At 62.7% G+C, this 6,426-nt stretch carries 8 protein-coding genes; 3 read left to right on the top strand and 5 right to left on the bottom strand.

The window, feature by feature from the left end:
* Nucleotides 1-345: 345 nt before the first annotated feature.
* The 3 genes from trmFO to EN949_RS31700 are packed head-to-tail and all read left to right on the top strand — an operon-like array spanning nucleotide 346 to nucleotide 2,687.
* Nucleotides 346-1,755: a methylenetetrahydrofolate--tRNA-(uracil(54)-C(5))-methyltransferase (FADH(2)-oxidizing) TrmFO gene (gene trmFO, locus EN949_RS31710; protein ID WP_063168111.1), complete on the top strand. Its 1,410-nt coding sequence runs from the start codon at nucleotides 346-348 to the stop codon at nucleotides 1,753-1,755.
* Nucleotides 1,756-1,758: 3 nt separating this feature from the next.
* On the top strand, nucleotides 1,759-2,325 hold the full coding sequence (locus EN949_RS31705; protein WP_063168112.1) for a hypothetical protein: 567 nt from the start codon (nucleotides 1,759-1,761) through the stop codon (nucleotides 2,323-2,325).
* 44 nt (nucleotides 2,326-2,369) lie between these two features.
* A complete protein-coding gene (locus EN949_RS31700) occupies nucleotides 2,370-2,687 on the top strand; it encodes a type II toxin-antitoxin system ParD family antitoxin (RefSeq protein ID WP_013531311.1) in 318 nt (105 codons plus the stop codon).
* Between the two features lie 11 nt (nucleotides 2,688-2,698).
* Here EN949_RS31700 and EN949_RS31695 read toward each other — a convergent pair whose 3' ends face one another.
* The 5 genes from EN949_RS31695 to secF form a co-directional block, all read right to left on the bottom strand.
* On the bottom strand, nucleotides 2,699-3,649 hold the full coding sequence (locus EN949_RS31695; protein WP_174564975.1) for a sterol desaturase family protein: 951 nt from the start codon (nucleotides 3,647-3,649) through the stop codon (nucleotides 2,699-2,701).
* Nucleotides 3,649-4,077 (bottom strand): hypothetical protein, encoded by a 429-nt coding sequence (locus EN949_RS31690; RefSeq protein WP_024503856.1) that lies wholly within the window; start codon nucleotides 4,075-4,077, stop codon nucleotides 3,649-3,651. The genes EN949_RS31695 and EN949_RS31690 overlap by 1 nt, the downstream gene beginning before the upstream one ends.
* Nucleotides 4,078-4,160: 83 nt before the next feature.
* Nucleotides 4,161-5,003 carry a phytoene/squalene synthase family protein gene (locus EN949_RS31685; protein WP_164754803.1) on the bottom strand — a complete coding sequence of 281 codons (843 nt, stop codon included), beginning with the start codon at nucleotides 5,001-5,003 and terminating at the stop codon, nucleotides 4,161-4,163.
* A 1-nt stretch (nucleotide 5,004) separates the two neighbouring features.
* Nucleotides 5,005-5,448, bottom strand: coding sequence for an Mth938-like domain-containing protein (locus EN949_RS31680; protein WP_164754805.1), 444 nt, complete (start codon nucleotides 5,446-5,448; stop codon nucleotides 5,005-5,007).
* Nucleotides 5,423-6,426: protein translocase subunit SecF (gene secF / locus EN949_RS31675; protein WP_127371888.1), on the bottom strand; the 1,004-nt coding region annotated here is incomplete at its 5' end. The genes EN949_RS31680 and secF, both read right to left, overlap by 26 nt.

Genomic DNA, 6,426 nt, shown 5'->3' with positions numbered 1-6,426 from the left:
CCCGACCTCCACCCCCGCCGGGGGGTTGACAAAAAAAACGGCCCCCGCCGCACCTCCTCCCGCGGCGGGCGCTGTTTCCCAGGGGCAAGACGAATTTTGCTCCAGAGGTTTCGCCCCTTCTAAAAATGGCGAAAGGAATTTCGTCAAAGCCGACCTCCTCCCCGGCGATGACGAATATGGCCGGCCTTCACCTCCTCCCGAAGGTCGACCCGAAAAACGACACCCGCCGGACCTCCTCCCCCGGCGGGTGTTGTTGTTTTCACGAGGCGCTCCCATCAGCAGCTGTTTGCCCCGCACCGCGCACGGCAATTGCAATCGCCGCACCAAGCGATTATTCCGGCGCTCATGAGCAAAAACCCAATCCACATCATCGGCGGCGGCCTCGCCGGTTCCGAAGCCGCCTGGCAGGCAGCGCAAGCCGGCGTGCCCGTCATCCTGCATGAAATGCGGCCCGTTCGTGGCACCGATGCGCACAAGACCGATAGCCTGGCCGAGCTCGTCTGTTCCAATTCCTTCCGCTCCGACGACGCCGACAACAACGCGGTCGGCCTGTTGCACGCCGAAATGCGGCTGGCCGGCTCGTTGATCATGAGCGCCGGCGACGCCAACCAGGTTCCGGCCGGCGGCGCGCTGGCCGTCGATCGCGACGGATTCGCCGATGCCGTGACGAAAAAACTCGAAGCACACCCGCTGATCACCATCCGGCGCGAGGAAGTGCCAGGTCTGCCGCCGACGGATTGGGACCAGGCGATCGTTGCCACGGGTCCGTTGACCGCCCCCGGGCTTGCCCAGTCGATCGCGGAAGCGACCGGCGCCGATGCGCTCGCCTTCTTCGACGCCATTGCGCCGATCATCCATTTCGACACGATCGACATGAATACCTGCTGGTTCCAGTCGCGCTACGACAAGGTCGGGCCAGGCGGCACCGGCAAGGACTACATCAATTGTCCGATGGACAAGGACCAGTACCTTGCCTTCGTGCAAGCGCTGGTCGACGGCCAGAAAACCGAATTCAAGCAATGGGAAGGCACGCCCTATTTCGACGGCTGCCTGCCGATCGAAGTCATGGCCGAGCGCGGTGTCGAGACGCTACGCTACGGGCCTATGAAGCCGATGGGGCTGACCAATGCCCACAATCCGACGGTAAAGGCCTATGCCGTCGTCCAGTTGCGGCAGGACAATGCGCTGGGCACGCTCTACAACATGGTCGGTTTCCAGACCAAGTTGAAGCATGCCGAGCAGGTGCGCATCTTCCGCACCATACCGGGTCTCGAAAACGCTGATTTCGCCCGTCTCGGCGGCCTGCACCGCAACACCTACATCAACTCGCCGACCTTGCTCGACGCTTCGCTGCAACTGAAGTCGCGGCCCGGCCTGCGTTTCGCCGGCCAGATCACCGGCTGCGAAGGCTATGTCGAAAGTGCGGCCATCGGCCTGCTCGCCGGCCGCTTCGCCGCAGCGGAGCGGCTCGGCCTTGCTCCGTCCCTGCCGCCGCTGACCACGGCCTTCGGCGCTCTGCTCAACCACATCACCGGCGGTCATATTGTCTCCGATGACGAGCCGGGAAAGCGCTCATTCCAGCCGATGAACGTCAATTTCGGCCTGTTCCCACCTGTCGAAGCTCCGAAGGCCGAGGGCAAACGCATGCGCGGCAAGGACAAGACCGTTGCCAAGCGGCACGCCATCACATCGCGTGCGCAGGCTGATTGCCGAGAATGGCTAGGGCTGCCGGCACAAGCGCAAGCCGCCGAGTAGTCCGTGGCCAAGCACTCCGAGCTGCACCAGCTTCTGCCGTCGGACCTGCCGCCGAGTGGCGAACCTTTCGCCGGCGACTACGAAATTTGCTGGAGCATCTATGTCAGATGCACCAACCTGCGGAAGCTGCGCGAAGTTCATATACCCGCTATCGAGGCGCTAATAGGTCAGCCTCACGGGGGCCAAGGTTGGCTGTACGAAAATGAAAATTACAATGAGAACCGTGATCGAAGCTTGAAGAGAATCATTGCCGTTCAGCCTGTCGAAGGTCCCTACAATGACCGGCTAATTCTGGATTTCATGAAAGCGATCTATTCGCTGTCATCCTTCTGGGCGATCCAAGCCCGTCTGGATCCCTCACATCCTCATGGCGCCTACCTCAGTGCACGATTCACGCAGGAGGCTCCCAGCTCGGAGGCGCCGGCTATTGTCGACGCGCTGGTTGAGTTCGAAGCCAATTTTACAGATTTGGGGGGCCATGAATTCGGCCGGCATTTCGGCACAACTCGGCGCATTAGCGCCACCATGCCGGATGGTTCGGAAGCTGGCCGGGCGAAACCCAGGCGCTAGGACCTCATCGTTGGCCGCACGGATGAAGCAGGATACAATCCCACTTGCTGTCCAATGGGAGCCGTTCCACGGAATTCGCCGAGAAACTTTCTGTCACAGTCACGCCAGCAATGGCCCGCCTTATCCGCCAAAAAGTCGAAGACGGCTCTTTCGGCTCGGCGAGCGAAGTCATCCGCGCGGCGCTCCGGGCCTTCCAGCGCGAGGAAGAGGAGCATGCCGAGCGCCTAGCCGCGATCCGGGCCAAGATAAAGGCTTCGATCGAAGATACGCGTCCCGCTATTCCGCTGGATCACGCCATCGCGCAAGTGAGGGAACGAATCGCGCAATTGGCGTACGACAGCGATGACGACGGACCCTCCTGACATAAGAAGTTCTACTCGGCGGGCTCGACACCCACGCTTGGCAACCCAGGCTTCCCCGCCTCAGCAGGATTTCGCCTGACATAGGCAGCCTTCAAACTCTCCGAAGTCTCGCGCGAGCCGTCATGGCTCCAGCCGGGAGGCTTGATCAGATAGTTCAGGCGATCGCTCAAGGTCAGACCGGGCGCAAAGGCATCCCTGAACATGCCGATCCATTCATGGAATGCCACTTTCAGCGGATTGAAGGTGCCGAGATTCCTGACGATGCCGTAGCGCGGCCGGTCTTCTTCCAGTTCCCCGACGAAGGTGCCGAACATGCGGTCCCAGATGATCAGCGTGCCGGCATAGTTGGCGTCGAGATAGCGCGGATTGGTGGCGTGGTGGACGCGGTGGTGTGAGGGCGTGTTGAAGACGAACTCGAACCAGCCCCACATCTTGCCGATGGTCTCGGTGTGGATCCAGAATTGCCAGACCAAATTGAAGCCGAAGGTGAAGGCAATCACCGCCGGGTGGAAGCCGAGCAGCACCAGCGGCGCCTGCAGCACGAACATGAAGGTGAACAGGCCCGTCCAGCTCTGCCGCAGCGCTGTCGACAGATTGTAGTGCTGGCTGGAATGGTGGTTGACGTGTTCGGCCCACACCCAGCGCACCCGGTGCGCGATGCGGTGATAGAAATAGTAGCGCAGATCATCGAGCAGGAAGGCCACCAGAAAGACCCAGATCGACAGGCCGAGATTGAAGACGCGGAACTGCCAGAGCCACAGCAACGCCCAGTAGGACACGACGCCAAGCAGCAGCCCGGCAACGACATTGCCGGTACCCATCATCAGGCTGGTCAATGTGTCGCGCGTTTCGAACGAACCCTTGGCACGGCCGGTGCGCACCAACCAAAGCTCGATCAGGATCGCGACAACGAAGAACGGGATGGCCAGTTGAGTGACCTGCGGAAAATTGTAGTCGTCCATCATGCCGCCTCTCCGCCGAAACTCTGCGGCTCAAGCGCCTTCAGCAAGCCTTGCGCATCCGTTGCGCTGGCAAAGCGGAAGCGGCCGCCCTTCCAGGTGAAATCGGCGAGCCGCAGCGAGACCGTATTCCCGTCTCCAGTGTCCAAAATCGTGACATCTTGAGGCGTGACGATGCGGGTCAAGAAGCAGTCGCCTACGCTGTGAACGATCCCGAAGCGCCCTCGCCCGATATCCAGGAACGCGGTCCCGGCATCTGCTGTCAGGCGGACTGCCGCCACGATCTCGTCGGGAAAATCCTCGGCGAACCGGCTCTTCGCATGATCTGCGCCACTGAGCGTCGCCGTCTTGCTGCCGCCAGTGAAATGCACCGCGGCAACCGACAGCGCGATGCCAAGGGCGACGATCGCAACCAGCAAAGGCAAGCTCATTGAATGGGTATCTCCTCCGGCCGGCCTGTCGTCTATGGCGACAGTTTTGGCGCGGAGACTTCTTAGCACGGTTGACGTTTACGTCAAAGTGCTGGCCAACCCTTGCTCGCGCGGCGCAGCAACAGCCAATGCCGGCGCAAGGCCGAGAGCCGCGCCACGCCACCGAGCGGCGAGCCATTCTCCATCTTGCCGAGATAGGCGCGCGACAGGGCCAGCGGCAGGAATGCCGGGCGCAGCGAGACCGGGAGAGCCGGTGCGCCCCTCTCGAAGGCGGAAAGATGTTCCCGTGCCAGCGCCATCATCGCCGCCACCGCGCGTTTGGCGCCGGGTCCGCCGTCGCCGGTGACGAATTCTTCCGGCGACGATCCCGCTGCCGCCAGAATGTCGGCCGGGACAAAACATTGTCCGCGCTGGCGATGCAGCGGCAACAGCAGCAGCAGGCCGGTCATCGCCTGTGCGCAGCCTGCCCTGCCCGCCAGTTCGGCAAAGCGCGGCGCCTCACCGGGATCGAGCACCATCGCCGCAAGCTGGATGAGTGCTGCCGCCGTCTCGCCGCAATAGCCTTCCAGATCGGTGCGCGACGGCATCGGGTCGTCGTAGAGGTCGAAGATGCGCGCATCGAGCATGTTCTCGAAGGCCGGCTTCGGCAGGCCGAATGTCGCTATCGTAGCGTTCACGGCTTCGGCAGTGGGATGGCCGGCGCCGGCCTCGCCGCCGGCGGCAATGACATCGCGCCACCATTGCAGCCGCACCTCGCCCGGTAGCGCCTCATGGATGCGATCGCGAATACCTGATATCTCCGCGTTGAAGGCGTAGAGCGAAAACAGCGCGTAGCGCTTGCCGTCCGGCGCGTAGAGCGCGGTCAGATAGCGATCATGGTCGGCGGCGCGCACCGCGTCCATGACGATTTCAGCGCTTCGAGACATGTCAATCGACGGCAATGAGCGCGGCGGCCACGGCGCGCTCTTCCGCCAGAAGGACATTGTAGGTCCGCACCGCGGCCCCCGTCGACATCGGGTCGGATGCAACGCCGGCGGCCTTCAGCGCGGCCCGCAATGCAGCGGGCAACGGCCGGAGATCCCTGCCCATGCCGACCAGCAGGATCTCGACCTTGTCGGCCTCGGACAGCAGCCTGTCAAAATCCGCCACCGTCAGCGCCAAGGGGTCCACCGGCTCCCAGCCATGGATGCCGGATGGCAGACAGAGCAGCGAACCGCGATGCGACATGTCGGCAAAGCGGAATCCGCCATTGCCGTAGGCTTCGATCGGCGCGCGGCCCGGGAAATGCGCCTCGCGGATGACGATGCCTTTGCTGGTCACCGTTAAACCTCTTCGGGGGGGCGCGTCAGGTCGCGACCGCCTTGCCGCCATTGACCGGCTTCTCCTCGTCGGCCGTAGCCTGCGGCCGCAGTTTGAACAGGATCAGCAGCGGGGCGGCGATGAAGATCGACGAATAGGTGCCGAAGATGACGCCGAACAGCATGGCCATGGTGAACGAGCGGATCACCTCGCCACCGAACAGAACCAGCGCCAGCAGCGCCAGGATCGTCGTCACCGAGGTCAGCGTCGTTCTCGACAGCGTCTCGTTGATGGCGTTGTTCAGGAGTTGCGGCAGCGGCATGCGCTTGTATTTTCGCAGATCCTCTCGGACACGGTCATAGACCACGATCGTATCGTTCAGCGAATAGCCGATGATCGTCAGGATCGCCGCCAGTGACGACTGGTTGAACTCCAGCCCGGAGATGACGAAGAAGCCGAGCGTCATGACCACATCGTGCACCGTCGCCACGATGGCGCCGACCGCGAACTGCCATTCGAAGCGGAACCAGACATAGATCAGGATGCCGAGCAGCGCGATCAGCATGGCGATCGTGCCTTGCTTGGCGAGCTCGCCGGAGACGGTCGGTCCCACCACTTCGACGCGGCGGAAATCGTAATTATCCTGCAGCTCGCCGCGCACCTTGTCGATGACGGTCTGCTCGGCATTTTCGCCACCATCCTGCGTGCCGACGCGGATCAGCACGTCGTTCGGCGTACCGAACTGCTGCACCTGGACTTCGCCGATGTTGAGTTCGGTCAGCCGCGCGCGGAGGTCGGCGAGATCGGCATTGCCGCTCTTGGCCTGCACTTCGATCAGCGAACCGCCCTTGAAATCGATGCCGTAGTTGATGCCGACGGTCATGAACAGCACCACCGACAGGATCGAAAGTGCGCTGGACAGCGTGAACGTCCAGCGACGGATGCCCATGAAGGGGATCTTGGTGCCGGGCGGAACGAAGGTCACCGGCGCCTTCGGCAATTCCTTCGGGCGAGCCCGGCGCAGCCAGATCGAGACCAGCAGACGGGTGA

Source organism: Mesorhizobium sp. M7A.F.Ca.US.007.01.2.1, assembly GCF_003998165.1.
GTDB lineage: Bacteria > Pseudomonadota > Alphaproteobacteria > Rhizobiales > Rhizobiaceae > Mesorhizobium > Mesorhizobium ciceri.
Note: the sequence above shows the minus strand (reverse complement) of the source record. Positions and strands in the feature narration are given on the sequence as shown.

Excerpts from the sequence above, each read along its gene's own strand:
- trmFO (WP_063168111.1), top strand. The coding sequence starts at position 346 with ATGAGCAAAAACCCAATCCACATCATCGGCGGCGGCCTCGCCGGTTCC.
- EN949_RS31695 (WP_174564975.1), bottom strand. The coding sequence starts at position 3,649 with ATGGACGACTACAATTTTCCGCAGGTCACTCAACTGGCCATCCCGTTC.
- EN949_RS31690 (WP_024503856.1), bottom strand. The coding sequence starts at position 4,077 with ATGAGCTTGCCTTTGCTGGTTGCGATCGTCGCCCTTGGCATCGCGCTG.
- EN949_RS31685 (WP_164754803.1), bottom strand. The coding sequence starts at position 5,003 with ATGTCTCGAAGCGCTGAAATCGTCATGGACGCGGTGCGCGCCGCCGAC.
- EN949_RS31680 (WP_164754805.1), bottom strand. The coding sequence starts at position 5,448 with ATGGCGGCAAGGCGGTCGCGACCTGACGCGCCCCCCCGAAGAGGTTTA.